Origin of the sequence: Gordonia sp. 852002-10350_SCH5691597 (assembly GCF_001665715.1) — a bacterium.
Lineage (GTDB): Bacteria > Actinomycetota > Actinomycetes > Mycobacteriales > Mycobacteriaceae > Gordonia > Gordonia sputi.
Genome location: NZ_LZMO01000091.1, coordinates 1 through 26,031, shown reverse-complemented (window position 1 = coordinate 26,031; position 26,031 = coordinate 1). Strand labels below are relative to the sequence as shown.

The following is a 26,031-nucleotide window of genomic DNA, read 5'->3' as shown; positions in this document are numbered from 1 at the left end:
GGTCATACTCTAGCGGTTCGGACGCTCCGAACTCCAATCGGTTGACTGACCTGCGTGTTTCAGGCAGGCCCGAGGTCTTTGACGATCGTCGTGAGGGTGTCGACGTCGGGGCCGGGCTGGGGAACAAAGGCCGCAGCTCGGTAGTAACGGAGCTCACGGATCGACTCGCGGATGTCGGCGAGGGCGCGGTGCGCGAGGCCCTTCTCGGGCTGATTGAAGTAGACGCGCGGGTACCAGCGTCGAGTGAGTTCTTTGATCGAGCTGACGTCAACCATGCGGTAGTGCAGGTAGGCGTCGAGTTCTGGCATGTCCCGGGCGATGAAACCTCGGTCGGTGGCGATCGAGTTGCCTGCGAGGGGGACCGCACCCGACGTTGTCACGTGTGCGCGGATGTAGTCGAGGACCATCGCCTCGGCTTCCGGGACGGTGATCGCAGACCGTCGAACCTCGTCGGTCAGTCCCGAGTCGGCGTGCATTTTGGTCACGACGTCGGGCATCGCGTCGAGATCGGCGTCGTCGGCGTGGATGACCACGTCGACGCCGTCGCCCAGAATGTTGAGGTCACTGTCGGTGACCAGGGCGGCGATCTCGATCAGTTTGTCCTTCTCGAGATCGAGGCCGGTCATTTCGCAATCGATCCACACCAGTTTGTCCTGCACGCATCAACCTTAGCGGGCGACGATCCGCGGCTATTGTTTGCTGTAGTGCACCGACCCGCCAGAGCTGTGACCACTGTCGTGCTCGGGCAATCCAACCGCCGGAAGGACATGTTCGTGACCGATCCCACCCAGGCCGCCCAGACGATCGCACAGGGCTACCAGTTCGCTTCGACAGCGCTTGAACTCGGCACGGTATCTGTCGACGGCCAGGTCGACTCGACGGCCAAGGTTCGTATCCCGCTGGCGATGATGAACCGTCACGGGCTGGTGGCCGGAGCGACGGGCACGGGTAAGACCAAGACCTTGCAACTCATCGCAGAACAGTTGTCGGCCAATGGCGTTCCGGTCGTGATGGCCGACATCAAGGGCGACCTGTCGGGGCTGAGCCGGCAGGGGGTGTCCAACGACAGAATCACCGCACGCGCGGCGCAGACCGGCGACGACTGGTCGCCGACGGCGTATCCGGTCGAGTTCGTGTCGCTCGGATCGCAGGGGATCGGGGTGCCGGTGCGTGCGACGATCACTGCGTTCGGGCCGATTCTGCTCAGTAAGGTGTTGGGGATCAACGACACCCAGGAATCGACGCTCGGACTGATCTTCCATTGGGCAGACAAGAACGGCCTGGCCCTGCTCGACCTCAAAGACATCCGGTCGGTGATCGCCTACCTGACCAGCGATGAGGGTAAGCCAGAACTCAAGGCGATCGGTGGGGTTTCGACGCAGACCGCCGGAGTCATCCTGCGCGCACTGACGAATCTCGAAGCGGCAGGCGGCGATACGTTCTTCGGTGAGCCGGAACTCAATCCGCAGGATCTGCTGCGGCTCGCTCCGGACGGCCGCGGCATCATCACTCTCTTCGAGTTGGGCGATCAAGCCGCCAATCCGGTCCTGTTCTCCACGTTCCTCATGTGGATACTGGCGGAACTGTTCGAGTCCCTCCCCGAGGTCGGCGACGTCGACAAACCCAAGCTGGTCTTCATCTTCGACGAGTCGCATCTGCTGTTCAACGACGCGTCGAAAGCCTTTATCGCGCAGGTGGTGCAGACGGTCAAGTTGATCCGGTCCAAGGGCGTCGGCGTGTTCTTCTGTTCGCAGTTGCCGACCGACATTCCCAACGATGTGCTGTCCCAATTGGGCGCCCGAGTCCAGCACGCGCTGCGCGCATTCACCCCCGACGATCAGAAGGCGCTCAGCAAGACAGTCAAGACCTACCCGGTATCGGACGTCTACAAGCTCGATCAGGCGCTGACGTCACTCGGGACCGGCGAGGCGATCGTGACCGTGCTGTCGGAGAAAGGTGCGCCGACGCCGGTCGCGTGGACGGTCATTCGAGCGCCCCGGTCGTCGATGGAAGCTGTTGCGGCAGCAGATATCACGGCCGCAGCGAAAGCGAGTCCGCTCTACCACACCTACGGCACGGCCATCGACAACAAGTCGGCCTACGAAATGCTCGCCGCGAAGATGCTCTCGCCCGGTGAGTCGCCCGACGCTCCGGCACCGACGCCGCCCGCGCAGGCGCCTGCGCCGACCCCGGCACCTGTACCTGCTCCTGTGCCCGAAGAGCCCGGCATGATCACCGAAATCCTGACGAGCGAGCCGATGCAGAGATTCTTGCGCAACGCTGCCGGCCAGGCGGGCCGCGAGTTCAGTCGAGCGATCTTCGGTACCGGGCGTCGTCGGCGTTGAGGACGACGCCCGGCACCGTTGAGTGCTACAGGTCTAGTTGGACCGTCACCGCATTGCCCGGGCCGGATGCGATGGGATTGAGCAGCGGTGTGAGCGCGCCGCAGCCTGCCAGCGGTGGGATCGTCAGGTCGCCCTTGAGGGTGAGGGGTGCGAAGAAATCGGTGCCCTCGTCCTCGGAGAAGGGGATCTGGCCGGTCAGCACCAGTTCAGCGGGGGTGCTTGTCGTACACGGAGCACCGACGAGATTGAACTCCTTGATCCCAAGCGGTTCGATCCGCTGGATCTGAATGTTGAGCTTCTGAGTGACCTTGACGTCCATCGGTCCCTGGCCCGTCGGCGTGGCGTTTCCGGTCGCTGGTCCGTCGGGAATCATCTTGATTTGCAGCGTTGCTACACGTAGGTCGGCCAGTCTCCACGCGGCACGTGTCTGCGCCGACTGGATCGTGGATTCCAGTGCGAACGGTGGCATCGACTCGGCCTTCGTCCGCTCTGTGGTTGTGAAGACCACGTCGACGCCGAGATTCTTGAGGTGAGTGGTCACCGTGGTGTGCTTGTGGTTGATGTAGAGCGAAGGGGCCGCCTCCGCGTGTACGGAAGTGGCGAAAACGGCTGCGGCAGTTGCGGATAGCGTTGCGGCCGTGATGACTGTCCGACGTAGACGGGTGAAGCGACGCATGAGACCTCCTGAGAACGAGCCAGCACCTACCTGTGAGTAAGTTCTCAGAAACTAGCACTGTGTGATTTGGCTAACTATCAGATTCTCGATTTGTCCCGGTGAAGGGCAGAGCCGGTCATCGCGAGCCGGGTCACACCATTGGCGACACGGGCCAATCGTCGGGGTACCGATCGGCAACCTCATCGGCGTCGCGGAAGAGTCGTTTGCGAGCCTTGGCGGTCAAGCGATCGCCGAACACCATGCCGCGCGTGTGGTCGGTCTCGTGCTGTAGACAGCGGCCGAGTATCCCGCCCGCTGTCACGGTGACCGGTTGGCCGAATTGGTCGACGCCTCGACACGTCGCGACCTTCGGACGGGCGAGATCCTCATGGGCACCCGGCAGCGAAAGACATCCCTCGCCCAGCGTCGCGAGTTCCCTGTCGCGGCCCTCGGGGAGTTCGAGCTCGGGATTGCAGATCACGCCCGTACGTCGCCTGCCTGTCTCGTCGCCGCAGTCGTACACGAATACCGCGAGGTCGACGCCGATCTGGGCCGCGGCAAGACCCGCACCCGGTGCCGCGGTATTGGTGGCGAACATGTCGGCGATCAGATGCTGCAGCTGGTCGTCGAAGTCGGTCACCGGACGGGCAGGCGTATGCAGGACAGGGTCGCCCCACCGCACGATCGGGCGCGGCGTACCGATGCGGAGCAATTCTTCGAGTGGCATCGGGTTCCTAGGACTCTGGCCCGAGTCGCTTGTAGAACGTGCCGACGATGGGAGCGACGAGCGCCCGCGGACTGTAGCCGCCCGCGACCGACATTGCCTTCGACAGCGTTCCGGGCACAACGCGCATCTTGTTGTGCTCCAACGCATCCAGGCTCATCTTGGCTACCTCCGCGCTGTCGTGCCACAGAAAGCCGGGCACCATCTTGTCGACGATCGACGCGTCCTCGGGGTCCGGTGTCTGAGTACGGACAGGTCCTGGCGCGAGCAGGGTGACGTGGACACCCGAACCGCCGACCTCGCCACGCAGCGACTCGCTGAAAGTGTTCACGAAGGCTTTCGACGCCGCGTAGGTGGCGTTGTTGGGGATCGGCATGTTGCCAGCTGCCGAACCGACCATGAGGATGCCGCCCGAGCCGCGAGCAACCATCTGGGGGAGCACCGCGAGGGTCAGGTCATGCACGGCGTTGACGTTGAGCCGGACCTGGGCGCGCTCGTAGTCGGCATCGAGCTCGGCGACCGGACCGAACGTGGCGATGCCCGCGTTGTTGCAGAGCACCGAGACCTCACGCTGGGCGAGTTCTGCGGAGAGGATCTCGACGGCAGTCGGATCCGACAGGTCGCTCGGTCGTACCTCGACCTGCACGTCGTGTTGCGTGCGCAGCTCGACTGCGAGCTCTTCGAGGATGTCCCCGCGACGCGCCACGACGATCAGTGAGTGCCCGCGACTGGCGAGTTCGCGGGCGAGTTCCATTCCGATTCCGGAGGACGCGCCGGTGACGACGGCGCGTGCGGACACGACGGGAGACGCAATGGGCATGGCGGTCATGGTAGCGCCGCCGGCGTGGCTCGATCGCGAACCGGTCGCGTGGCTGTGCGCTGGTCAGCTCGCCGAGAGCCGGAACACCCTGATCTCGCGATCGGTGCGATCGCGGTAGACCGAGTACACGTCGGTGACGTCGCTCTCGAAGAGGCGGTAGATCCGCTCGCGCTCGGGGCCGTCGAGAAGCGTCGCGACGGCGTCGACCTCGACGCCTGCCGTGTTGACCGTGCAGGCGGGGTTGGCGAGGAGATTGGCCGTCCAGGCGGGATGGCGTTCCTGGCCGAAATTGGACCCGACGACGAAGATGTCGTCGCCCTCGCGGGCGTAGAGCAGCGGCGATGTCCGCGACAGCCCGGACTTTGCGCCGGTGGTCGTCAACAGCAGCGTGGGAGCCCCGATCGGCCCCAGTACGGTGAACCGCCCCTTCGAGGCATGCAGGACACGCCGGTCGACACCGGCCGATCGACGCACCACCCACGAGCCGACGCTCGTCTTCGCGAGAGCGGTCATCGGGCCGCGCAGTGGACTCGACGTCGAGCCCCAACGCCGCTCGGCAAACGGAGACGCCATGCCACTCCTTCGATCGACGGACGTGCGACCCACACAGCTTCTCAGTTTTGCGGCTGCACGTACGTCGAATCGGTCTGGGTGTCGATCGATTGGTAGCGGTTTACTCGATACCCGCTGCGACCTCAGTGCCCTGACGGATCGCGCGCTTGGCGTCGAGCTCGGCGGCCAGGTCGGCGCCACCGATGACGTGCGTTCGGACGCCCGCCACGGTCAGCGGGTCGACGAGGTCGCGGACGGACTCCTGTCCCGCGCAGATGACCACGTTGTCGACCTCGAGGAGGCGCGTCTCACGGACCGAGCCGTCGTCGTCGTGAAAACTCAGGTGAAGTCCGGCGTCGTCGATCTTGTCGTAGGTTGCACCCGAGATCTGTTCTACGCCTTTCATTTTCACACTCGCCCGATGTACCCACCCGGTGGTCTTGCCGAGTGTCTTGCCCTGCTTGCCGCGCTTGCGTTGCACCAGGAAGACCTCGCGGGTTACCGGAAGCGGTCGGGGCGTGGTGAGGAAGCCGGGAACGTCGAGGTCTTCGCTGACTCCCCATTCCTGTTCCCATTCCTTGAGGTTGAGGGAGGGTGAGTCGTCGACGGTGAGGAATTCGGTGATGTCGAAACCGATGCCGCCCGCGCCGATCACCGCGACACGCTTGCCGATCTCGCGGTGGCCGAGCACTGCCTCGGCGTACGACATGACCATCGGGTGATCGACACCGGGGATGTCGGGTATGCGTGGGGTGACGCCGGTGGCGACGATCACCTCGTCGAAGCCCTCGGCGATGATGTGCTCGGCGTCGACGCGCTGTTCGAGATGGACGCGGACGTTGTTGAGCTCGAGCTGCCGGGTGTAGTAGCGCAGCGTCTCGGCGAACTCCTCTTTACCGGGAATCCTTGCGGCGATGGAGAATTGGCCGCCGATCGTCGGACCGGCCTCGAAGAGCTCGACCCGGTGGCCGCGTTGTGCGGCGGTGACCGCGGCCGACAGTCCGGCCGGTCCGGCGCCGATCACGGCGACCTTGCGTGCCCGACGCGTCGCGCCGAGGGTCAGCGTGGTTTCCCGTCCGGCACGCGGATTGAGCAGGCACGACACCTTCTTCCCGACGAACGCGTGGTCGAGGCATGCCTGGTTGCAGCCGATGCAGGTGTTGATCTCGTCGGCGCGACCGGTCATGGCCTTCACCGGGAATTCGGGATCGGACAGGAGCGGGCGAGCCATCGACACCGCGTCGACGCGGCCGCGGTCGAGGATCTCCTCCGCCACCTCCGGGGTGTTGATGCGGTTGCTCGCGATGAGCGGGATCGAGACCTCGTCGCGCAGTCGTTCGGTGAACTTGACGAACGCCGCGCGTGGCACCGAGGTGACGATGGTCGGCACGCCGGCTTCGTGCCATCCGATGTCGGTGTTGATGGCGTCGACGCCGAGCGCCTCGGCCTTGCGCGCCATGAGGGCGATCTCGTCCCAGGTCTGTCCGCCCTTGACGAAGTCGGCGATCGACTGCCGAAGGATGACCGGGAAGTCGCGGGGGACGCGGCGTCGGATCTCGGTGATCACCTCCACCAGAAAGCGCTGCCGGTTCTCGGTGGAGCCGCCCCACTTGTCGGTGCGGTCGTTGGTGTGCGGGCACAGGAACTGGTTGACCAGGTAGCCCTCGCCGCCCATGATCTCGACGGCGTCATAGCCGGCCTGACGCGCCAGCTTCGCGGCTTGCCCGTACGAGCGGATCACGTGCCGGATGACCGACTCGGGCATCGGCAGGTTCTTGAAGGGGTGGATGGGCGAATTCTCGCTTCCCGGAGCAACTTTCAGTGGCGTGTAGCCGTAGCGGCCCGCCTGGAGGAGTTGCATGGCAATCTTGCCGCCCGCGTCGTGCACCGCGCGGGTGACGCGCTGATGCCGCTTGGCGTCGAGCACGTTGGTCATCTTGCCCGCGAAAGGCAGGAGCTGGCCGGTGCGACTGACCGCGAAGCCGCCCGTGATGATCAGGCCGGCACCGCCGCGTGCGCGCTCGGCGTAGTAGGCGCCCAGCTTGTCGGTGTCCCACACGCGGTCTTCGAGGCCGGTGTGCATCGACCCCATGACGATGCGATTGCGCAACGTCATCCCGCCGACGGTGAGGGGCTCGAACAGACGCGGATAATACGGATTCGGTTGGCTCGAGCTGGTATTCGCGGATGGGGCTGACATCTGCGTTCTCCTGGGTCGTCGGGGATGGGGTGGGTTGGTGGTCAGGACTCGTTGCCGACGGATGGCGTCGACGCGGTGGATGTTCGACGCTGCTCGGCGTCGAGCGCGGTGATGACTTCGTCGCACCAACCGACAAAGCCTTCTTCGATGCGTACGCCGCCGCGGAGTACCAGGTACTGATGGAGGCGGCGGCCGGTCAGTGCCTGCGGGTCGGGGTAGTCGTCCTTCTCGAACGACTGGTAAAGGTGCAGTCGCGCAAGGTGTTCGGCGCGGTGCCTGCGGAGTTCGTCGATGACGTCGGTGAGGTCGGCGTGCTCTGCTGCTCGGATCTTGAGTCCGAGGTCGTCGCGGAGTTGTTGCATGGGCGTCGGCGACGAAACCCACTCGCGCAGTGCCTGACGGCCCGCGTCGGAGAGTGTGTAGACCTTCTTGTCCGGTCTGCCCTCCTGGGCGACGGGTTCGAAGCTCACCATGCCCTCGGCGTGGAGCTTGCCCAGTGTGCGATAGATCTGCTGGTGCGTCGCCGACCAGAAGTAGCCGATCGACCGGTCGAATTGCCTGCCGATCTCGTAGCCGGTGCCCGGGCGTTCGGAGAGCGACACCATGATCGCGTGTTCGAGTGCCACGACTCGACCGTACCAATGCACCTACGCACTATGCAATAGTGTGCATAGGGTTCTTGTTGCATAACCGGCCGAGTGTATTTCCCGCGTACATACAGGTCGGATGCGTGTGCACTATCGCGTCACGCCGGAGCGTTCTCCGGTTCCATCCACCGGCTCAGGTCGTAGAGATGCCCGTCGCGGAGTTCGATGATGCGGTCGGCGATCGCGGTGACCCGAGTGTCGTGCGTGATGAGCAGCGTGGTGCGCCCGTCGGCAAGCCGCCGGAGGGGGTCGAGGATTCGGCTCGTGGTCGCGGCGTCGAGACCCGACGTCGGTTCGTCGAGGATGAGCGCCGGAGTGTTCCGGAGCATCGCACGGGCGATCGCGATACGTTGCCGTTGACCACCGGAGAGCGTGAGGCCGCCGTCGTCGAGCCGGGCGTCGTAGCCGTCGGGCAATCTGCGGATGAACTCGTCGGCGTCGGCGGCCACCGCGGCGGCGATGATTTCTTCGCGAGTCGCGGCCGGCCGGCCGTAGGCGATGTTGTCGGAGATGCTGGCGCCCTTGATGATCGGCTGCTGGGGAAGCAACGTGATGTGATCGCGAATCCAGCGGCCGGTCAGGTCGTCGTAATCGACGTCGCCGATGGTCAGGTTCCCGGAGTCGGGATGTTCGAATCGGCACAGCAGCGACGCCAGCGTCGACTTTCCGACGCCGCTCGGTCCGATCAGTGCGGTGATGGTCCCCGGCGCGAGGTCGAGGTCAACGGCGTCGAGGACCGTCTGGTGCTCGCGCGCCAGGGTGACGTCGCGCAGCGCGATGCCGACCGGCGTCGTCGGGCGTAGTGGTGATCGAACGGTCGCGGGGATGTCAGCGAGTTCGACGCGTTCGACGGGTGCGACGTCGAGGACCTCGGCAACACGCTCGGCGCTGATCACCGCGGACGCGATGGCGATCCGGATGTCGGCCAGCTCCTGCATCTTGGGATAGAGCATCCCGAGATAGCCGGTGAGGGCCAGCAGCCCGCCGACGCTGAGCTGGCCCTGGCGTACCTGCCAGACGCCCACGATCGCGATGGCCAACGTGACGACGACCTGCCCGAAGCTCAAGATGCCGCCCAGTCCGGCCTCGACGCGGGTCTGCGCAAGGCGGGCGCTCATCCAGGTGACCCCGTGCCGGTGGAGTCGAGCGTGTTCGCGCCCCTGCTGGTTGTAGGCGACGGCCGTCTCGTGGCCGAGGAGTGCGGTTTCGACGGAGTCGGCGATGTCGCTGTTGGCGCCTCGTTCGTCGCGGGTGACGCGTTCCTGCCGACGGGCGAAGAATGCGGACAGACCCCACAGCGCCGGGACTGCGGCCAGCGCGACGAGCGCGACCTGCCAGCTCATGATGAGTGCGGCGACGACCAAGCCGATGGTGTGGGCCAGCGCGATCACGAACTGCATCACGCCTGTCCCGATCAGGTACTCGACCGCTTCGAGGTCGCCGGTGTGCCGGGTGACGAGATTGCCCAGGCCCAGCCGTCGATGCTGGACGGGGTGAAGGCGCTGGACGTGGTCGAAGAGTTGATCACGCAGCCGTAACACGACGCGTTCGGAGATGCCCACGGACACGACCTGACCGAAATAGTCTCCGCCGCAGGAGATTGCCGTGATGAGGAGCCAGAGGAGCGCAAGGCGTGCAAACGTGGTGACGCTGTTCGAGTCGAGCGCGCCGTCGATGACATCTGCGAGCACGAAGACGGCAACCACCTCGCATGCCGCAGCGATGCCGAGCAGGGTTCCCGCGAGGGCGAATCGTCTGGCCTCGCCTCGTACTGCGGGAGAGAAGCGTCGAAAAGCTTGTCGCGCGTTCATCGGACGTCCTTCTGTGTCGGTAGGCATGAGAACAGGAGCCGACTCGGGCGTCGATGGCGCTCATGGCGGCGTCGGACGTCCGTGTCGGCTCCCATGGGCCGGAAGGTCAGTAGACCCAGCGCCAGTCCCAGCGGTGCGCGCGTGCATTCCAGAAGCGCTGGCGACGACGGCGACGCGGCGGCTGCGGGGCAGGGGCCTGGCGCGGGCCGTTGTTGTTCTGCTGCGGAGGGGTGTTGATAGGCATGGGATCTCCTTCGTGACTACCTGCCGGCGGCGTTGCCGACGAGGAGAACACTATGGAGCTTCGCTGACCGCGCCCTGCGGCGACGCTGGGAGGCGGCTGTCAACGCAAAAGTGCTGTCCGACAGTGGGTTACCGATCGGCTCGGGGCCCGGGTATGCGCGGTCGCCAGTCTCGGTATGTCGGTAACCCGGCGTCGCGCTCTGCGATCCCGCAGACTGATTCTCGTGCGTAACGACGAAACTCGTGATGGCGACGGCGACAACGGTGGAGGGAGCGAGCGCGGGGGCTCCGGCGCCACCACGACGTCGCGACGACTGGCCGACAACATGGGATGGACACGCGTCGACGTCGACGACGTTGTCGGACCGGGGGAGCGGCTGTCGTGGCCCAAGACGGTGAGTATCGGCCTGCAGCATGTCGTCGCCATGTTCGGCTCGACGTTCCTCGTACCCGTGCTCACCGGATTCCCGCCTGCCACAACGCTGCTCTTCTCCGGGATCGGTACCGCACTGTTCCTCATCATCACCGGTAACCGGCTGCCGAGCTATCTCGGTTCGAGCTTCGCGATCATCGCGCCGGTGCTCGCGGCGACGGCGTCGAACGGGCAATCGTCTGCGCTCGGCGGGATCGTCGTTGTGGGTGCTTTGCTCGCGCTGATCGGCGTCATCGTGCACTTCGCGGGCGTCCGGTGGATCGACCTCGTGATGCCCCCGATCATCACCGGAACGATCGTGGCCCTGATCGGACTGAACCTTGCGCCATCGGCAAAAGCGAACTTCGAGAAACAGCCGGTAACCGCGACGATCGTGCTGGTGTTACTGGTCTTGTCGATCGCATTTCTGCGCGGACTGCTCGGACGACTGGCCATCGTATTGAGTGTGGTGATCGGCTATGTGGTGGCGTTGATCCGCAACGAGGTCGACACGAGCGCCATCCACGCTGCGAGTTGGATCGGCCTGCCCGATTTCCAGACCCCGACGTTCCACCTCTCGGTGATCCCGACGTTCTTACCCGTGGTACTCGTGCTGGTGGTCGAGAACATCGGGCACGTGAAATCCGTGGCGATGATGACCGGAGCGAACTTCGACGACCGGATGGGCAGAGCGTTGTTCGCCGACGGACTGTCGACGATGATCGCGGGTTCGGGCGGAGGGTCGGCGACCACGACATATGCCGAGAACATCGGCGTCATGGCAGCGACCAAGGTCTATTCGACGGCGGCGTACTGGGTCGCTGCTGCTGTGGCGATCATCCTGGGGCTGTGCCCGAAGATCGGCGCCGTGATCGCGTCGGTTCCCTCCGGGGTTCTCGGAGGCATCACCACGGCGCTCTATGGCCTCGTCGCGATCATCGGTGTGCACATCTGGGTGACCAACCGCGTCGACTTCTCCCGCCCCATCAACCAGTTCACCGCCGCGATTCCACTGATCATCGCCATCGCGGACTTCAGTTGGACCATCGGCGACGTGAGCTTCGGTGGCATCGCGATCGGTGCGGTCTGCGCACTGCTCATCTATCACACGATCCACCTCATCGGTGGGTGGCGAGGAACTGCGGGAGTGCGCGGCGCCTAGCTGAGAGGTGTTGTTCTCCAGGATGATTCACACGCCGAACGGCGCGGCGTAGTGCATGACTCCGGTCGGAAGCGGCTTGGTCTCGTCGAGTGTCATCGCCATGACGGCGTCGTCGGGGGCGTCGAACGGCACGGTGATCCCGTGTGTCGATGCGCGTTCGAACCCGAATCGCGGGTAGTAGTCTGCGTGCCCGAGCACGACGACGTGTGGTTCACCCATCTGCCTTGCGGCCTCGAGAAGTGCACGGTTGACGGCGCTGCCCGCGCCGCGGTTCTGGAATTGCGGCAGCACCGAAACAGGCCCCAATCCCAAGACCGGAGAGTCGTCGACATAGCCGCGGGTCGCGACGCCGTGCCCCACGACACGTCCCGACTCGTCGGTGGCGACGATCGACAGTCCGTCAATCCAGGCAGGGTCACGCCGTAAGCCGTCGAGGATCTCGGCTTCCTCGGTTGTGGGGAACGCGGCAAGGGTGACCTCTCGAACGGTCGGTACGTCGGCCGGGGTTTCGGTACGGGTGTGCCACTGGGAGGTCGGGCTCTGCTCAGACATCAGGGGTGACGCTATCAGCGTTGCGTGGCGGCGCAATTGAATTTCACGCCGGTCGGGCAGCGTTGTCGATACCGATGCTGGTGCCATGACAAGCTCGTCGGATGACTCCGACAAATGGTGCAGGCGATCCGCCTCCGATTCAGATCGAGTGGACCGCGCGGCAAGGCGACGCCCGACGCGCCACATTGTCGTCGCTCGCAGCGCCGCGCCTCTGGGCGCGCACTGTCGGTGTAGCCGCGGTCTTCGCGACAATCTTTGCCGCGGTGTGTATTGCCACGGGTAGCGGGTGGACCTTGGGACTGCTGATCGGTGTCGGCGTATTCCTCTTTTGCTCTGTTGCGTGGATCGGTGCGGCGCTGATTGCCGCCTACTTCCAGAACCGCAGGATGCTAGCCCCGGGAGCCACGTGGGGGGCCGGGGCCGACGATGAGTTCCTGCGCGTCGATACACCGGCGTCGACGTTGATGTTGCGGCGCGACAGCATCCGATCGGTGACACCAATCGGCGGGCAACTCGTGCTGGTGAAGGCGTCGGCCAAGACCGTCAGATTGCTGCCAGCGGCGCTCTTCGCGCAACCGGTGTGGACGCTCGAATCTCGCTGATGGTCGTGGATGACGGGCGCAACGAGCGTCCACACCAGCCGGAGGCTGGCAGAGGTGTCACACCAGCCGGAGACTGGCAGAGGTGTCACAGTGCCCCCGGCAGGACTCGAACCTGCGACCTAGGGATTAGAAGGCCCTTGCTCTATCCACCTGAGCTACGGAGGCGAAACCGACACGCAGAGTGTACGGCAGAGAGCCGGGTGCCCTGACTTCGGCCGTATCGGGTGACGTTGTCCGTATCCACAGACGGAGTCCCGTCCACAGGTTGGTCTCGCGCTCGGTGTCGGGGGCTTGTTCTCCGGAATGCTCACAGGCAGCCATCTCAGCCCGAGTTCGGAAACTCGGTACCTGCAGTCGGATGGCACCTCACGGCAGGAGCGGAGCAAATGTACGAAACGTATTCGACGATCGTGGGCCGAGTGATCTCCGACCCCAGGCGCAACCGCATGGCGAACGGTGACGAGGTGATCTCGTTCCGCATGGCCAGCAACACGCGTCGACGAGATCGCACAACAGGCGAGTGGATCGACGGGAACAGTCTGTTCCTGACCGTTTCATGCTGGCGGCGGCTGGTCGCGGGCGTGGCGTCCGCGGTCGAGAAGGGGCGGCCGGTCATCGTGCACGGGGCAATTCACACGAATAGCTACACGACCAGCGGCGGCGAATCGCGCACGGAGTTGGAGATGATCGCCGACTCTGTCGGCCTCGACCTCGCACGCTGCGTCGTCGAGTACCGCGGTCGCGGCGATGCCGCGGCTCCTCAGTCTGCGGGTACGCAAGCATCGGGCGTCGACACACCCGACGATGCTGCTGGCGCTGCGGCGTGACCGAGAGGTCTCCACGATGAACGCAGGAGGGGTGTGTTCATCGTGGCGGGTCTCGTCATGAGGCGACAATGTCTGCAACGCAACGGAATCCGAGGTGCGACGTCGCCGAGTCGTCGGATTGTGGAGAGCGGGCGGCGGGTCGGTAGCGTCGGCAGTACTGCGGTGAGCACAGGTGTGAGCCGCCCTTCGTGACACGCGTGACCTGTGGAGATGTGGTGGGCGCCAAGAGGTCCGGCCGACCGTCGGGGGAGACGGTCGCAAGATCGGGCGGGACGTGGCGCGGAGTGAAGACGTCCGATGTGCGCTCCCAGACGTTGCCGATCATGTCGAGGAGTCCGAAGCCGTTGGGTGGATAACTACCGATTCTCGACGTTCCGCTCCAACCATCGCTCGCATAGGGAAAGTCGCCGATCCAGGTGTTGGCGAGAATCTCACCGTCGGGGTGCAACTCGTCGCCCCACGCGTACTCGTGTCCGACGACGCCGCCGCGCGCGGCGTACTCCCACTCGGCTTCGGTGGGGAGCCGACGCCCCGCCCATGCGGCGTAGGCGACGGCGTCGGCGTAGGCGATCTGGGTGACGGGGTGGTCGCCGTGGCCGACGATGTCGGTCGCGGGTCCAAGCGGGTGACGCCACGACGCTCCCGGCTGCCATCGCCACCACGCTCGCCAGTCGGTGAGGTCAACGGGACCTGCCGTCGGTGTGAAGACGAGCGCACCCGGAACGAGCATCGCTGGGTCGGCGCCGGGGAAATCGGCTGGGTCGATGTCGCGCTCGGCAACGGTCACATACCCGGTGGCGCTGACGAACGCCGCGTACTGCGCATTGGTCACCGGATGCCGTTCGATCGCGAAAGCGCCGATGCGACGCTCATGTGCGGGACGTTCCTCGGAGTAGAAGCGATCCGAACCCATACAGAAGACGCCGCCGGTGAGCTCGACGAGCTCGGTCAGCGGCGCAGAGGCGGTCACACTCTCGATGGTGCCAGTGATCGTGTTCGCATGTCTGTGGCGATCGCGGCGCCGAATCCGCGAGCGGGCGCGTCCGACTCGATCACGGCCATGTGGGAGAGTGTCGTGCCACGTCGATAGAGTGGTACGCGACGTTGCGCCGAGAGCCTGCCGTGTCGCCGAAGTGCGACACCCCGCATGCACTCTCCGGTATCGGAGCTCGAGCGCAGATGACCACAAAACCGCAGGTGAGGACATTACGTGGCTGGCGAGTTCATTTACACGATGAAGAAGGTGCGCAAGGCGCACGGTGACAAGGTCATTCTCGACGACGTCACCATGTCCTTCTATCCGGGTGCCAAGATCGGCGTTGTCGGTCCCAACGGTGCCGGTAAGTCGTCGATCCTGAAGATCATGGCGGGAATCGACCAGCCGTCGAACGGCGAGGCATTCCTCGACCCGGAGGCCACCGTCGGCATTCTGTTGCAGGAGCCGCCCCTCAACGAGGAGAAGACCGTCAAGCAGAACGTCGAGGAGGGGATGGGCGAGATCAAGCAGAAGCTCGACCGCTTCAACGAGATCGCCGAGCTGCTCGCCACCGACTACTCCGACGAACTCATGGAGGAGATGGGCAAGCTCCAGGAAGACCTCGACAACGCCGACGCCTGGGATCTCGACTCGCAGATCGACCAGGCAATGGACGCGCTGCGCTGTCCCCCCGGCGATTCGCCTGTCACCCACCTGTCGGGTGGTGAGCGCCGACGCGTCGCGCTGTGCAAGCTGCTGCTGTCCAAACCTGATCTGCTACTGCTCGACGAGCCGACCAACCACCTCGACGCCGAGAGTGTGCTGTGGCTCGAGCAGTTTTTGGCGTCGTACCCCGGCGCAGTCCTCGCGGTGACGCACGACCGCTACTTCCTCGACCACGTCGCCGAATGGATCTGCGAGGTCGACCGCGGCAAGCTGCACCCGTACGAGGGCAACTACTCCACCTATCTGGAGAAGAAGGCCGAGCGACTCGAGGTCCAGGGCAAGAAGGACCAGAAGCTGCAGAAGCGCCTCAAGGAAGAGCTCGCGTGGGTGCGTTCGGGCGCGAAGGCCCGTCAGACGAAGAACAAGGCCCGCCTCTCGCGGTACGAGGAGATGGCAGCGGAGGCCGAGAAGACGCGCAAGCTCGATTTCGAGGAGATCCAGATCCCGACGCCGCCGCGTCTGGGTGACGTGGTGGTCGAGGTGGCCAACCTCGACAAGGGCTTCGACGGTCGCGTGCTGATCAAGGATCTGTCGTTCACGTTGCCGCGCAACGGAATCGTCGGTGTCATCGGACCCAACGGTGTGGGTAAGACGACGCTGTTCAAGACCATCGTCGGACTCGAGGAGCCCGACTCCGGCTCGGTGAAGGTCGGCGATACGGTCAAGCTCAGCTACGTCGACCAGAACCGCACCAACATCGACCCGAAGAAGAACGTGTGGGAGGTCGTCTCCGACGGCAACGACTACATCGAGGTCGGCCAGAACGAGATGCCCTCGCGTGCGTACGTCAGCGCCTTCGGTTTCAAGGGCCCCGATCAGCAGAAGCGGGCAGAGGTGCTCTCCGGTGGAGAGCGCAACCGCCTGAACCTGGCGTTGACGCTCAAAGAGGGCGGCAACCTGATCCTGCTCGACGAGCCGACCAACGACCTCGACGTCGAAACCCTCGGCTCGCTCGAGAACGCCCTCGAGTCGTTCCCGGGATGTGCCGTGGTGATCAGTCACGACCGGTGGTTCCTCGACCGGACCTGTACCCACATTCTCGCGTGGGAGGGCAATGTCGAAGAGGGACAATGGTTCTGGTTCGAAGGCAACTTCGAGGCGTATGAGGCGAACAAGGTCGACCGGCTCGGACCCGATGCCGCGCGTCCGCACCGGGTTACTCACCGGAAACTCACTCGCGACTGAATCGCGTCACTACCATCGCGGTAGGGCTCGAATCGGAGATCATCTCCCAATCTCCTTGAAGTGAAGGTGAGTGCGTTGTCTCAAGAGAGTGCTCTGTTGCCTGCGGCGGTCAGCTGCTATCTCAACGCGAGCAACCCTCCGGGCGACGCGCACCACCCGACGACGGGTTCGGAAGGTGGTCTCACCGACGCGACCGACCTCGACGCGATCGACGACGCTGATCTGAACCGCGTGCGTCGACACGTCCGGTTGGCGTCGACGCGATCAGCAGGGCAGTGCCTGGTCGACGTGAGCTCGGGACCGTCGGGAACCGAGATCGTCGTCGTCAACGACGACATGCCACTTCTGGTCGAAGCGGTGCTGACGGTTGTCGAGGCGCACGGACTGACCGTCAGCCGCATCGACCATCCGGTGATGGCGGTGGCGCGCGACGAGGCAGGCACGCTCAGCGACATCGGCGCCGGACCAGACCGCACAACGGAGTCGTGGATCTACGTGGTCGCGATGTCGGCGAAGGGTGAGGTCGACACCGAGGCCTTGCGTACCGAACTCGTCGACGTCATCGCCCGTGTGGCCGACGTCGACCGCGACGCGGTGGATATGCGCGGCCGCCTGTCGACCTGCGGTGCCGACTGCGCCGTCGCCCCGACCACCGCGCAATCGGGTATAGCCGCCGTCGACCGGTACGAGTATTCGCGCCTTCTCGACTGGTTCGCGGGCAACCACTTCGTGCCACTCGGCTACCGCAGGGTGGGCGTCGACGGCGCGGTCTCCGACGGCCGGGGTCTGTGGCGGAGCGACTCACTCCTCGACCTCACCCAGGCGCGCGACTTCGGAGTGCTCACGCAGCCGCCGCTGTTGCCGCGTGTCTCGCGGGTCTATCTCGAAACCGGCGTGCACCGGTCGAACTATCCGATCCTGATCCAGATTCCCGAGTTCGACGCCGCCGGAACGCATGTGGGAGAACACCGATTCCTCGGCACCTTCACCTCGTCCGGCCTGCACCAGACGATCCTCGACGTCCCCGTGCTGCGCGGCAAAGTGCACGAGGTGATCCGCCGCGCCGGCGTCGACGAGGATTCGTTTGCCGGTCAGTCGATGATCGAACTGCTGCAGAACTACCCGCTGGTGGAGATGTTCGCGTCGTCGGATGCCGAGTTGAGCCGTCGGATCGGCGAGATGTTCGACGCCGTGGCCACGCGAACCCTGCGCGCGTTTGTGCGCGTGAATCCGCAGGGCAGTACCGCCACCGCGCTCATCTATCTACCTCGCGACCGGTACAACACGCAGAACCGCCTGGCGCTGCAGAACGTTGTCTCAGAACAACTGCATGGCACTGCGCTCGAGTACTCGGCACGGGTCAGCGAGATGCCCCTCGCGCAACTACAGGTGATGGTCCGCGTCGACGAATCCGACGCCGCACGACGCGGCACCTTCGACATCGGGACGCCCGAACAGAGCGCCATCCAGCACGAACTGGCACAGTCCATCCGGACGTGGGACGAGCGGTTCCGCGAAGCAGCGGGCGGACTCGACGCGGCGTCGGCCAGGCTTCCCGTCGGCGGCGTCGACGCCCTGTTTCGATTGCTTCCCGCGCTGCCCGAGGATTACAAGGACCAGCGCGAGCCGTCGGACGCACTCGCCGACCTCATCCGTGTCGCCGATCTCGACGCCGGCGATATCGCCGTGGCGCTGGCGCAGACCGGCAGCGAGCCCGGGGCGCTGTGGAAGTTCACACTGTATTTGTGCGGCGGCGCAGCCACCTTGACCGACGTGCTGCCAGTGCTCCACAGCCTCGGCCTCGACGTCGTCGACGAGCATCCGTATCGCCTCGTGCGCCCGGATGGACAGGTCTGCCACGTCTACGAATTCAGTGTCGCGTTGGCCGACGGTATGTCGGTGGATCTCGACTCCGACGACGACCTCGACCAGCGGTTCACCGATGCCTTCGTCCAGATCTGGCGGCAACGCGCAGAGGTCGACGCCTACAACGAGTTGATCATCAGGTGCGGCCTCGACTGGCGTTCTGCGGCGATGCTTCGTGCGTACGGTCGGTACCTGCGCCAGTGCGGCTTCTCCTACAGCAACACCCTGGTTGCGCACACGCTCGGCGAGTACCGCGATGTCACGCGGGGACTCGTCGAGCTGTTCGAGGCGTCGTTCGACCCCGACCACCCCGACGACGAGCGACGCGACCGCGCGGCAGCTGCGCTCAGCGACGACATCGGCAAGGTCCTCGGACTCGAAGCCGACCGCATCGTCTCGGCGTTCTCCGCCGTCATCGGGGCGACGTCGCGCACCAACTTCTACGTCCGCGACGACGACGCCGACCGACCCGTGATGTCGTTCAAGTTGCGGCCCAGAGAGATTCCGCAAACGCCCGAGCCACGGCCACTGCATGAGATCTTCGTGTACTCGCCGCGCGTCGAAGGTGTGCACCTGCGTTTCGGTGCCGTTGCCCGCGGCGGACTGCGCTGGTCGGATCGACGCGAGGATTTCCGCACCGAGATCCTGGGTCTGGTCAAGGCGCAGGCCGTCAAGAACGCGGTGATCGTGCCCGTCGGCGCCAAGGGCGGATTCGTCGTCAAGCGGCCGCCCGCACCGACCGGTGACGCCGCCGCGGACCGTGACGCCACGCGCGCCGAGGGTATTGCGCAGTATCGAGATTTCATCTCCGGCCTGCTCGACGTCACAGACAACCTCGACCAACACACCGGTGCGGTCATCCCCGCGAGGTCGGTGGTGCGTCGAGACGGTGACGACACGTATCTCGTCGTCGCTGCGGACAAGGGCACGGCGTCGTTTTCCGATATCGCCAATGATGTTGCAGCACAATATGATTTCTGGCTCGGGGATGCTTTTGCCTCGGGCGGTTCGGCAGGATACGACCACAAGGCGATGGGCATCACCGCGCGAGGTGCGTGGGAATCGGTCAAGCGTCACTTCCGTGAGATGAGCGTCGATACCCAGTCGCAGGACTTCACCGTCGCCGGTATCGGCGACATGAGCGGCGACGTATTCGGCAATGGCATGCTGTTGTCGCAGCACATCCGTCTCGTCGCGGCGTTCGATCACCGGCACGTGTTCGTCGATCCGAATCCGGACGCCGCGTCGTCGTATACCGAACGCGCACGGCTCTTTTCGTTGCCGCGCTCGTCGTGGGCCGACTACGACACCTCGCTCATCAGCGAGGGCGGCGGGGTCTGGTCGCGGGAGACCAAGTCGATTCCGATCAGTGAACAGATGCGCACGGCACTCGGGCTCGAGGTAGGTGTCGACGCGTTGTCGCCGCCGGAACTGATTCACGCGATCCTGCTGGCGCCGGTGGACCTGCTGTGGAACGGCGGCATCGGCACCTACATCAAGTCGTCGTCTGAATCCGACGCGCAGGTGGGGGACAAGGCCAACGACGCGATCCGCGTCGACGGAGATCAGTTGCGCGCCAAGGTCGTCGGCGAAGGTGGCAACCTCGGCGTGACCGAACGTGGGCGGATCGAGTTCGACCTCGCGGGCGGGCGCATCAACACCGATGCGATGGACAACTCGGCGGGCGTCGATTGTTCCGACCACGAAGTCAACATCAAGATCCTGCTCGACTCTGCGGTCTCAACCGGGCAACTCGAGGCTGCTGACCGCGATCCGCTGCTCGAGTCGATGACCGACGAGGTCGCCGATCTGGTGCTGGCCGACAACGTGTCGCAGAACTCCGAGCTCGGTTTCTGTCGCGCGTACTCGCTCGAGCGCGTCGATGTGCACGCCCGCCTGCTCCACGAGATCGCCTCGCGCGGCGTCGATCTGACGCTCGAGGCGCTGCCGACACCGCAGCAGTTGATCAAGCGGCTGCATTCGGATGTGCACCGCGGGCTCACCTCGCCAGAACTCGCGACGCTGATGTCGCACGTGAAGCTGATCGCCAAGGACGACCTCCTGGGAGGTGACCTGCCCGAGAACGATGTGTTCGAGGGTCTTCTCGCCGAGTACTTCCCGCTTCCACTGCGCGAACGTTTCGCAGACGGTATCCGTGCGCACCGACTGCATCGCGAGATCGTCACCACCGTCCTCGTCAACGAAGTCGTCGACCGAGCGGGCATCACGCACCTGTTCCGGCTCGGAGAGTCGACGGGCTCGACGACCGAGGAGGCAGTGCGGGCCTACGTGGTTGCCGACCGGGTCTTCGGACTCTCGGATCTCTTCGCGCGCATCCTGCATGCCGACGCTCCGGTGGAAGCCATCGACGAGATGATGCTCTACGAGCGGCGACTGCTGTTCCGGGCGTCGAGATGGCTGCTGGCGTTTCGTCCGCAACCGCTCGCGATGGCGGCGGAGATCACCCGCTACGCCGAGCAGGTGGCTGAACTGACCGCGCTGATCGACAGCTGGTTCGGCGCACAGTCGGCCGCCGACGTCGAGCGACGCGTCGAGCACTACCGCGAACTCGGTGTCGAGACTGACCTCGCCCACGACGTCGCGATCAGTCTTCATCGGTTCTGCCTGCTCGACATCGTCGATGCTGCCGAGATCGCCGACTGCGATCCCGTCGAGGTCGGCGAGCTGTACTTCGCGATCATGGAGCATTTCGGACTCGAGGAACTGCTCACCGCGGTCTCGACGCTCGAGTACGGTGACCGCTGGCATGCGTTGGCGCGCTTGGCTCTTCGCGACGACATGCACGGCGCCCTGCGTGCCCTCACGCTCACGATCCTGCAGAGCAGCGAACCCGATGAGAGCGCGGCCGAGAAGATCTCCGAGTGGGAGTCGTCGCACTCGTCGCGGCTGTCACGGGTGCGGTCGATGCTCGCCGATATCGAGCAGGGTCCAGAACTCGACCTCGCGACGCTGTCGGTTGCGGCGCGGCAGTTGCGCAGCCTCATCAGGTGACGAACCTCTTCAGTTGACGACCATCGGCCCTCTCACGGGGAGGTGTCGCGAACGAAAGGACAGTCGTGCTCTACGAGGACGAGGGAGTCAGGACCGACGCCGGTTACGTGGTCAAGGTTCCCGTCCGCTGGTCGGACATGGATGTGTTCGCGCACATCAACCACGCGCGCATGGTGACACTCATCGAAGAGGCTCGGATTCCCTGGCTCTTCTACGATGGTCGGCCCACCGCAGACCTGCGTCGCGGCTGTGTCGTCGCGGATCTGCACGTCAAGTATCGCCAACAGGTGCGCCACGACGAGGGGCCGATCGTCGTGACCATGTTCGTCGAGAAGGTGCGCGCCGTCGACTTCGTCGTCGGATACGAGGTGCGTCCAGATGCCGCGTCGCCGACCGACAAACCCGCTGTCACCGCGACCACCCAACTCGTGGCATTCGACGTCGACGCACAGCGGCTGCGGCGACTGACCCCGGATGAACGTGAGTACCTGGAGAGTTTTCGCCGCACCTCGGACGACAGCGCGTGATCGCGTTACCCGAGCGGTTCGTCGTCGCCGCCGGTCCCGACGACCGCAGGGACGCACTGGCCTTCCTGACGCGCGCCATGCGACTCGACGAAGCCGCGGTCATCAGAGTGGTGCAACGCTCCGACGGGCTACTCGCGTTCTGGGCACATACGGGGTTCGATGTCCTGGTCACCCGGTCGATCTTCGGCAGTGCTGCGCCGTCGGACATCGTCGTCGACGCCGACACACTCCGGGGCCGGTTGAGCGACGGTACGGCGGGCGTTCCGGTGGAGCCGGGGATGTCACTCGACTCCGCGTGGCGTGGTGCGCTGCCACTACGCAGCGGCTACCGGCATCTCGACGACGTCCCCGCGCGGACCGTTGTCGAGTTGACGCGCGAGGGAGCACGCCTCGCGCGCGAGGAGGGCAGCAACTTCGGGCCTGCGACGGGCCTGCTCGATCAGGGTGTACTCGACGTCTCGTCTGCCGACGGGGCACTGAATGCCACGGTTTCGCTGCGCTCGTTGTTCGCGCTCACCGCAATGGGTTTCGTGCGCGACGCCGACGGCCACGAGGTCACCGAGACATCGCCGATCGACGCCATCGGCGCCACCGAACCTGTGCGCGTGCGCATTTCGGCAGCGTGGATTCGGATCGACGCGCGCTACGGTTCGGTGTACCAGCGCCGGCACCGCGACCTCGATGTCACGGTTGTCTAGCGGTTCTCAGACGAGCCATGCGGCGGCATTGGGTGCCAGCATGCCGTCGACGAGGGGTGCGCTCGTCAAAATGAGTTCTCCCGGCGGTAGCCCGACCGGTTCGCTCGTCGTGTTCAGAGCGCACACCAGGTGTCCCTCGGAGCGTCGGAATGCCAGGCACCCCGCGGGTGCGCCGTACCACTCGATGTCATCGCCGGCGAATTCTTCACGCTCATAACGCAATTCGATGGCCGTGCGGTACAGCGACAGCGTCGAGTTCATGTCTTCGAGCTCGGCTTCGACGGTGAACTCCGCCCACGATTCTGGAATCGGAAGCCACGTCTGCGGATTCGTCGAGAAACCGAACGGCGGCTCGGAGCCCTCCCACGGCAGCGGTACCCGGGATGCGTCCCGCCCGCGTTCGGTGTGTCCGGAGCGTTCCCAGACCGGGTCCTGCAGCGCGTCGTCGGGCAGATCGGCGTTGGGCAGGCCGAGTTCTGCGCCGTTGTAGATGAATATCGAACCGGGAAGCGCGAATTCGACGAGCGCCATCGCCCGTGCCCGCGCAGTGCCCAGCTCGATGTCGGCGTGGGGCGCCGGCTCGGCTTCCGGTGTCTCGGCTTCTGGTGCCTCGCTGTCAGAAGTGTCGCTGTCAGAAGTGTCGCTGTCCGGTGTTTCGCCGTCGGGAGTCTCGCTGTCGGGGATCGCACCGGCCAGACCGTAGCGGGTCACCTCACGGTCGACGTCGTGATTCGACAACGTCCAGGTCGGTGTTCCGCCGACGCTGTGCACGGCGTCGAGGGAGTTCTCGATCGCATCGCGGATGGCGTCTGCGTCGAACGGTGCCTTGGCGAGTCTGAAATTGAAGCCCAGATGCAGCTCGTCGGGGCGGAGGTACTCCGCGAATCGCTCGTTGTCGTCGACCCAGATCTCGCCGACGTTCGCGGCACCGGGGTAGTCGTCGATGACCGCGCGGATCTTTCGGTGGATGTCGTGGACCGCGTAGTTGTTGAACCTCGGGTCGTCGTCACGGTTGACCAGGAGGCCCGCAGCCTCGACATCCATGTCGGGAAGATCCGCGGGTTTGGCCATGCCGTGTGCGACGTCGATGCGGAAGCCGTCGACGCCGCGGTCGAGCCAGAAGCGCAGTGTCTTCTCGAGGTCGTCGAAGACCTCGGGGTTCTCCCAGTTCAAGTCGGGCTGCTCGGGCGCGAAGATGTGCAGGTACCACTGTCCGGGCGTGCCGTCGGGCTCGATGACACGGTCCCACGCGGGTCCGCCGAAGATGCTGACCCAGTTGTTCGGTGGCTCGTCGCCGTTCTCGCCCCGCCCGTCACGGAAGATGTACCGCGCACGTTCGGGACTGCCCGGTCCCGCCGCCAGTGCGTCGATGAACCATTGATGCTTGTCGCTGGTGTGGTTGGGGACGAGGTCCATGGTCACGCGGATCTCGCGATCGTGCGCCTCGGCGATCAGTTCGTCGAACGTCGCCAGATCGCCGAAGAGCGGATCGATATCGCGCGGGTCCGAGACGTCGTAACCGTGGTCGGCCATGGGGGAGCGCATGATCGGGCTCAACCACAGCGCGTCGATACCGAGCAGCTCGAGATAGCCGAGCTTGTCGATGACCCCGGCGAGGTCGCCGACGCCGTCGCCGTCGAGATCGGAGAACGACCGGGGGTAGATCTGGTAGAAGATCGCCGAACGCCACCAGGTGTCGTCGGCAGGGTCGAGCTGGGTCGCGACAGCTGCGACTCCTTCTGTCTCAGGGACATCGTTCTCGGGGACATCGTTCTCGGGGACATCGTTCGCCTCGATGACGTCCTGGCCGTCGGCGTCGAGTGCGTCGTCGCTGAGGTCGTCGGGTGTCTCGTCGCTCACCGCGACAATTCTGCCCTACCTGTGTTTTCCCGTAGAAGACCAGGTGGCATCGGCGCGTCGTGTCCGATCTGTCGGATTGATGCAGGCGAGATCAGAAGGGTGAATTGACCATCGACTGGGCGGCCATCTCCATGTAGTCGACGAGCGCCTGGCGGTGGGGCGGGTCGAGGGTGTCGTCGTCGATCGACGCGATGGCGGTGTGCATGCAGCGCAGCCACGCGTCGCGCTCGATCGGGCCGATGGTGAACGGCTGATGGCGCATGCGCAGTCGGGGGTGGCCTCGTTCCTCGGAGTAGGTTCGCGGGCCTCCCCAGTACTGCTCGAGGAACATGCGGAGTCGACGCTCGGCAGGGCCGAGGTCTTCTTCGGGGTACATCGGCCGGAGGATCTCGTCGGCGGCGACCTCTCGATAGAAGACGCTGGTCAGCTTCTCGAAGGTCTCGTGGCCACCGACCTCGTCGTAGAACGAACGATGGACCTGGGTGTTCGCCGGCTGGCCGCCGGCAGGGATGTTGCCGCTCACCCGACCCATTGTCCCCACCGTGCGCTGTGGTCTCAACATCGCCGCGAGAAGGCGCCCGCGACAGCGCTCCGGACGCGTCTACGACAGACCGTAGGGGTCGGTGCCCGAACGGCTGTGGTGTGGGCTAAATTGATCACACGACCTGTGCGGCGTGAACGTGTCAACGCGCGCTCACCGGCCGTGCGGCAAGAGGGTTTACCGATCGGAAGGGTCTCATGGACAACTGGATCGCCTACATCGGAGTGCCTGTCACGGTCCTGGTGGTTATCTTCGCCCTGGCGTGCGTGGTCTCGATGGCATTCTCGAATGGCGTCAAGTATCCCAAGCAGCAGGAATACACGCTCGACCAGAAGTGGGACCGTGGACCGCTGCTCTTCTCCGCAACGGAGATCGAACCGATTGCGTTACCGCGTCACGCGGAACCGAATGATGTGGATGGAGGCTCGGCCAGTGCCAAGTGGTGAGATTTCGCAGACGACAGGTTCCGAAGGATCGCACGAGGTCATCGCGGCCTCCGCGCTGCCCGTCGGCACGGTCATCACCAACAGCGGGCGCGTCTCGTCCACCCGCTTTCCCGGTCAGACCGCGACGACCCCTCCCTTCTCCCGCGATGAACTGATCGCACTCGACGACGCGATCCACGCCGCGACCGAAAAGGCGCTGGTCCGCTTCTCCGTCTACATCGGAGAACTCGGAACCGATCCGGTCGCCGATGCGCGCAACGTGCTGCTCAAGGCAGCTCCCGAGCCCGCATACGGCACACTGCTCGCGGTGTCACCCAACACGCATGACGTCGTGGTGGTGTCGGGTAGCGAGGTCGCCGACCGCATCAATGATCGCGTCGCCGATCTGGGCGTGACCGCCGCCATCGGCAGCTTCCGTCAGAACGAGCTCATCGACGGACTCGTCTCCGCGCTGCACGTTATGGCGACGGCAGCAGCACCCATCTGAAGCTGCGACACCGAAGAACTTCAGCAGCTGGACAAGAAAGAACCAACGAGAATGGCCCGGGAGTAGGCGGTTTCAAGGGGTCGTCGCAACACTGCTGTTAGTTGGTGGTGATTAGATCACGCAAACGCTCGGCTGGGATACCCCCTGTCTCTTAT

At 65.0% G+C, this 26,031-nt stretch carries 23 protein-coding genes and 1 tRNA gene; 10 read left to right on the top strand and 14 right to left on the bottom strand.

Going from position 1 to position 26,031, the window contains the following annotated elements:
* Positions 1-59: 59 nt before the first annotated feature.
* On the bottom strand, positions 60-659 hold the full coding sequence (orn, locus tag A5777_RS06770) for an oligoribonuclease (protein WP_005207787.1): 600 nt from the start codon (positions 657-659) through the stop codon (positions 60-62).
* A gap of 114 nt (positions 660-773) precedes the next feature.
* On the opposite strand from orn, the gene A5777_RS06765 reads away from it, so the two are divergent.
* On the top strand, positions 774-2,345 hold the full coding sequence (locus A5777_RS06765; RefSeq protein ID WP_064862092.1) for a helicase HerA-like domain-containing protein: 1,572 nt from the start codon (positions 774-776) through the stop codon (positions 2,343-2,345).
* 25 nt (positions 2,346-2,370) lie between these two features.
* Here A5777_RS06765 and A5777_RS06760 read toward each other — a convergent pair whose 3' ends face one another.
* The 8 genes from A5777_RS06760 to A5777_RS24615 all read right to left on the bottom strand — a co-directional run bounded on the left by A5777_RS06760 (position 2,371) and on the right by A5777_RS24615 (position 9,998).
* On the bottom strand, positions 2,371-3,021 hold the full coding sequence (locus tag A5777_RS06760) for a hypothetical protein (protein ID WP_005207785.1): 651 nt from the start codon (positions 3,019-3,021) through the stop codon (positions 2,371-2,373).
* 130 nt (positions 3,022-3,151) lie between these two features.
* Positions 3,152-3,727 (bottom strand): peptide deformylase, encoded by a 576-nt coding sequence (gene def, locus A5777_RS06755; RefSeq protein WP_005207784.1) that lies wholly within the window; start codon positions 3,725-3,727, stop codon positions 3,152-3,154.
* Between the two features lie 7 nt (positions 3,728-3,734).
* On the bottom strand, positions 3,735-4,553 hold the full coding sequence (gene cmrA, locus A5777_RS06750; protein ID WP_005207783.1) for a mycolate reductase: 819 nt from the start codon (positions 4,551-4,553) through the stop codon (positions 3,735-3,737).
* Between the two features lie 54 nt (positions 4,554-4,607).
* Positions 4,608-5,117 (bottom strand): nitroreductase/quinone reductase family protein, encoded by a 510-nt coding sequence (locus A5777_RS06745; protein ID WP_005207782.1) that lies wholly within the window; start codon positions 5,115-5,117, stop codon positions 4,608-4,610.
* A 100-nt stretch (positions 5,118-5,217) separates the two neighbouring features.
* The gene (locus A5777_RS06740; RefSeq protein ID WP_064862073.1) at positions 5,218-7,296 is read right to left on the bottom strand and encodes an NADPH-dependent 2,4-dienoyl-CoA reductase; all 2,079 of its coding nucleotides are present in this window, start codon (positions 7,294-7,296) and stop codon (positions 5,218-5,220) included.
* 41 nt (positions 7,297-7,337) lie between these two features.
* A complete protein-coding gene (locus A5777_RS06735; protein ID WP_039856536.1) occupies positions 7,338-7,922 on the bottom strand; it encodes a PadR family transcriptional regulator in 585 nt (194 codons plus the stop codon).
* Positions 7,923-8,041: 119 nt separating this feature from the next.
* A complete protein-coding gene (locus A5777_RS06730) occupies positions 8,042-9,754 on the bottom strand; it encodes an ABC transporter ATP-binding protein (protein ID WP_064862091.1) in 1,713 nt (570 codons plus the stop codon).
* Between the two features lie 106 nt (positions 9,755-9,860).
* On the bottom strand, positions 9,861-9,998 hold the full coding sequence (locus A5777_RS24615; RefSeq protein WP_156527355.1) for a hypothetical protein: 138 nt from the start codon (positions 9,996-9,998) through the stop codon (positions 9,861-9,863).
* 325 nt (positions 9,999-10,323) lie between these two features.
* On the opposite strand from A5777_RS24615, the gene A5777_RS06725 reads away from it, so the two are divergent.
* The gene (locus A5777_RS06725; protein ID WP_064862090.1) at positions 10,324-11,571 is read left to right on the top strand and encodes a uracil-xanthine permease family protein; all 1,248 of its coding nucleotides are present in this window, start codon (positions 10,324-10,326) and stop codon (positions 11,569-11,571) included.
* A 27-nt stretch (positions 11,572-11,598) separates the two neighbouring features.
* Here the strand turns inward: A5777_RS06725 and A5777_RS06720 are convergent, their stop codons facing one another.
* On the bottom strand, positions 11,599-12,123 hold the full coding sequence (locus A5777_RS06720; protein ID WP_064862072.1) for a GNAT family N-acetyltransferase: 525 nt from the start codon (positions 12,121-12,123) through the stop codon (positions 11,599-11,601).
* 101 nt (positions 12,124-12,224) lie between these two features.
* Between A5777_RS06720 and A5777_RS06715 the strand changes: the two genes are divergently transcribed.
* Complete coding sequence (locus tag A5777_RS06715) at positions 12,225-12,725, top strand: hypothetical protein (protein WP_064862071.1); 501 nt, start codon at positions 12,225-12,227, stop codon at positions 12,723-12,725.
* A gap of 91 nt (positions 12,726-12,816) precedes the next feature.
* Here A5777_RS06715 and A5777_RS06710 read toward each other — a convergent pair.
* Positions 12,817-12,890 (bottom strand) — tRNA-Arg (locus A5777_RS06710).
* 221 nt (positions 12,891-13,111) lie between these two features.
* On the opposite strand from A5777_RS06710, the gene ssb reads away from it, so the two are divergent.
* Entirely contained in the window at positions 13,112-13,552 is a 441-nt protein-coding gene (ssb, locus tag A5777_RS06705; protein WP_064862070.1) for a single-stranded DNA-binding protein, read from the top strand.
* A 55-nt stretch (positions 13,553-13,607) separates the two neighbouring features.
* Here ssb and A5777_RS06700 read toward each other — a convergent pair whose 3' ends face one another.
* A complete protein-coding gene (locus A5777_RS06700; protein ID WP_231894974.1) occupies positions 13,608-14,465 on the bottom strand; it encodes a formylglycine-generating enzyme family protein in 858 nt (285 codons plus the stop codon).
* 297 nt (positions 14,466-14,762) lie between these two features.
* On the opposite strand from A5777_RS06700, the gene ettA reads away from it, so the two are divergent.
* From ettA to A5777_RS06680, 4 genes are all read left to right on the top strand, one after another.
* Positions 14,763-16,439 carry an energy-dependent translational throttle protein EttA gene (gene ettA, locus A5777_RS06695; protein WP_268760638.1) on the top strand — a complete coding sequence of 559 codons (1,677 nt, stop codon included), beginning with the start codon at positions 14,763-14,765 and terminating at the stop codon, positions 16,437-16,439.
* A gap of 75 nt (positions 16,440-16,514) precedes the next feature.
* The gene (locus A5777_RS06690; RefSeq protein WP_442903019.1) at positions 16,515-21,317 is read left to right on the top strand and encodes an NAD-glutamate dehydrogenase; all 4,803 of its coding nucleotides are present in this window, start codon (positions 16,515-16,517) and stop codon (positions 21,315-21,317) included.
* 65 nt (positions 21,318-21,382) lie between these two features.
* Complete coding sequence (locus tag A5777_RS06685) at positions 21,383-21,844, top strand: acyl-CoA thioesterase (RefSeq protein WP_005207764.1); 462 nt, start codon at positions 21,383-21,385, stop codon at positions 21,842-21,844.
* Positions 21,841-22,542, top strand: coding sequence for a hypothetical protein (locus tag A5777_RS06680; RefSeq protein ID WP_064862068.1), 702 nt, complete (start codon positions 21,841-21,843; stop codon positions 22,540-22,542). The genes A5777_RS06685 and A5777_RS06680 overlap by 4 nt, the downstream gene beginning before the upstream one ends.
* Positions 22,543-22,548: 6 nt before the next feature.
* Here A5777_RS06680 and A5777_RS06675 read toward each other — a convergent pair whose 3' ends face one another.
* Both A5777_RS06675 and A5777_RS06670 read right to left on the bottom strand, forming a co-directional pair.
* Entirely contained in the window at positions 22,549-24,411 is a 1,863-nt protein-coding gene (locus A5777_RS06675) for a glycoside hydrolase family 13 protein (protein ID WP_442903022.1), read from the bottom strand.
* An 82-nt stretch (positions 24,412-24,493) separates the two neighbouring features.
* Positions 24,494-24,934, bottom strand: coding sequence for a globin (locus tag A5777_RS06670; RefSeq protein WP_049697035.1), 441 nt, complete (start codon positions 24,932-24,934; stop codon positions 24,494-24,496).
* A gap of 206 nt (positions 24,935-25,140) precedes the next feature.
* Between A5777_RS06670 and ctaJ the strand changes: the two genes are divergently transcribed.
* The gene (ctaJ, locus tag A5777_RS06665; RefSeq protein WP_064862067.1) at positions 25,141-25,389 is read left to right on the top strand and encodes an aa3-type cytochrome oxidase subunit CtaJ; all 249 of its coding nucleotides are present in this window, start codon (positions 25,141-25,143) and stop codon (positions 25,387-25,389) included.
* On the top strand, positions 25,376-25,876 hold the full coding sequence (locus tag A5777_RS06660; RefSeq protein WP_064862066.1) for a DUF5130 domain-containing protein: 501 nt from the start codon (positions 25,376-25,378) through the stop codon (positions 25,874-25,876). The genes ctaJ and A5777_RS06660 overlap by 14 nt, the downstream gene beginning before the upstream one ends.
* The last annotated feature ends 155 nt before the right edge of the window (positions 25,877-26,031 follow it).